Below are 2,708 nucleotides of genomic sequence, written 5' to 3' on the forward strand. Positions count from 1 at the left end.
CGGCCCCGCCCCCCGCACCGGCGACCGGGAAGCTGCTCACCCGGATCGACGGGGCCCCCGCCGCCGCCCCCGCCCCCGCGCAGCCGGCGGCCGGCACCTGGGTGGTCCTGCACCACGGCGAGCGGGACGGCCCGGGAGCGGCCACCGTGCGGGCCCTGCGCGCCGACGGGGCCCGGGTCGTCGAGGTGCTGCCCGAGCCACCGGCGTCGGGCCTCGGGGTCGACCAGCGGGTCGTCCCGGAGCCCGACGAGCCGGCGTTCCAGCAGCTCTGGGCGGAGCTGACGGACCCGGTCGCCGGGGTGGTGCACCTGTGGAACACCGGCCCGACCCGACCGGAAGCCACCGAACTGCGCCTGGGCCTCTACTCCTGCCTCGCCGCCCTGAAGACCCTCGGCCAGCGGCAGCGCTCCGGGCACTTCCTGGTCGGCACGGAACACGGCCAACCGGTGGCCGACGGCGACACCCCGGTGCCGGCCCGCGCCGCGCTGTGGGGCCTCGTCCGCACCGCCGCCGTCGAGTACCCGGGGCTGCGGCCCCGCCTCGTCGACCTCGACCCCGCCTCGGCCGCCGCCCTGCCGGCCGAGTTGGGCGACGGGGGGCCGGTGGAGACCGGCTACCGCGCCGGGGTACGGCACGTGCCGGTCCGCGTGCCCCTGGGCGCGTCCGACGGTGGCCGGCCGCCGGTCCGGCCGGGCGGCCGTTACCTGATCCTCGGCGGTCACGGCGGACTGGGCCTGGCGGTGGCCCGCCGCTTCGCTACCGACGGCGCCGGCCTGGTCGCCCTGGTCAGCCGCTCCGGCGGCACCGGCACCGACGACGGGACCGTCCTGGCCGGCATCGAGTCGTACGGCTGCCGGGTGGTCTCGTTCGCCGCCGACGTCGGCACGCCCGGCGCCCTGGCCGAGGTGGTACGGGAGATCCGCCACCGCTTCGGTGACCTGCACGGCGTGGTGCACGCCGCCGGCGCGCTGAAGGACGGCCTGCTGCGCGGCACCACCGCCGGGGACGTGGCCGAGGTGCTGCGCCCGAAGGTCGACGGCGCGCACGAGCTGGCCGCCGCCGTCGCCGGCACCACGCTGGACTTCGCCGTGCTGTTCGCCTCGGTCTCCGGCACCTTCGGCAACCTCGGCCAGGGCGGGTACGCCGCCGCCAACGCCTACCTCGACGCGTTCGCCCACGCCCGGGGCAACCCGTGGACCAGTGTGGACTGGGGGCTGTGGGGTGAGGTGGGCATGGGCACCTCCGTCGCCGAACAGCTCAGGCGTCGTGGCGTCCGGCCGCTGGGCACCGTCGAGGCGCTCGACGCGTTGATGACCGTCCTGCGCGACGACGTCCGGCAGGTCGTCATCGCCCACCCCGACGCCGCACCGGCCGGCGGGTCCGTCGGCACCGGGGAGACGCCGGGTGCCGGCACGCCTTCCGCCCGCCCGGCCCCCGCGTCGCCGGCCCCCGCCCACCCGGCACCGACCGCCGCCGGGCCGGGTGCGTCCCCGGGCGGTTCGTCCGGCAGCGCCGACACCGACGACGGGCGCACCGAGGACGGGCTCGCCGACTTCCTCGCGGAGCGGCTGGGCCTCGGCGACCTCGACCGGACCGCCCCGCTGACCGACTACGGCATCAACTCGATCCTGAGCGTCGAGCTGGCCGAGGAGCTGTCCCGGCGGTGGGCGGTCGCCCTCCCGGCCACCCTCTTCCTGGAGTACGGCGACTTCGCCGAGCTGGCCGGGGCGCTCGCCACCCGGTACGGCGCCCGGCCACCCGCCCCGCAGCCGGCACCGGCCACCGCGGCGTCCCCGCCGGCCCCCGCCGGGCCCTCCCCGACCGATGCCGCCTCCCCGACCGATGCCGCCTCCCCGGCTTATGCCGCCGCGCCGGTCGAACCGGTCGAACCGGTGTCCCCGCCGACGCCGCAGGCCACGCCGGCAACGGTGTCGGCACCGCTGTCCGTGCCAGGCCCGGTCTCCGGGACCGTGCCGGGCGCCGCCGCGGGACCGGCTCCCGCCACCGGGCCGGCGCAACGGCGGGCCGGCGACATCGCCGTGGTGGCCGTCTCCGGCGACCTGCCCGGCGGACGCGACCTGGCCGACCTGTGGCCGATGCTGCGCGCCGGCACCGACGCCTTCACCGAGATCCCGGCGGAACGCTGGAACATCGACGACCACTACCAGCAGCGCGGCCCCGACATGACGGGCACCTACTGCCGCAGCGGCGCGTTCGTCGCCGGGATCGACCGCTTCGACCCGAAGTTCTTCGGCATCGCCGTGCGGGAGGCCGAGGAGATGGACCCGCAGCAGAAGCTGCTGCTGGAGCACGCCTGGTCGGTGGTGGACGACAGCGGACTCGCCGGCCGGCGGGACATCGGCGTGTTCGTGGGGGCCACCTACACCCATCACCGCGACGCGCAGGGGCTGTCGGCCGTCGGCCCGCACACCGCCCTGGGCTCGATGAACGCCGTACTGGCCAACCGGATCTCCTACGCGCTGGACCTCACCGGCCCCTCGCAGACCGTCGACACGCTCTGCTCGTCGTCTCTGGTCGCCCTCCAGCAGGCGGTGGTCAGCCTGCGCACCGGGCAGTGCGGCGCGGCCATCGTCGCCGCCTGCCACGTCGGGCTGACGCCCTGGTACTACCGCAGCCTCAGCCAGCTCGGCGCACTGTCGCCGACCCGGCCCCGGCCGTTCGACGACCGGGCCGACGGCTTCGTGCCC

General features: G+C 77.3%; 1 protein-coding gene. It reads left to right on the forward strand.

Translation table 11 applies throughout. From position 1 onward, the window contains the following. The coding region (locus ACOJTC_RS05355; protein ID WP_420115993.1) for an SDR family NAD(P)-dependent oxidoreductase at nucleotides 1-2,708 on the forward strand (2,708 nt) is incomplete at both ends.

It is taken from the genome of Micromonospora sp. (assembly GCF_048594385.1).
Taxonomy (GTDB): domain Bacteria; phylum Actinomycetota; class Actinomycetes; order Mycobacteriales; family Micromonosporaceae; genus Micromonospora; species Micromonospora wenchangensis.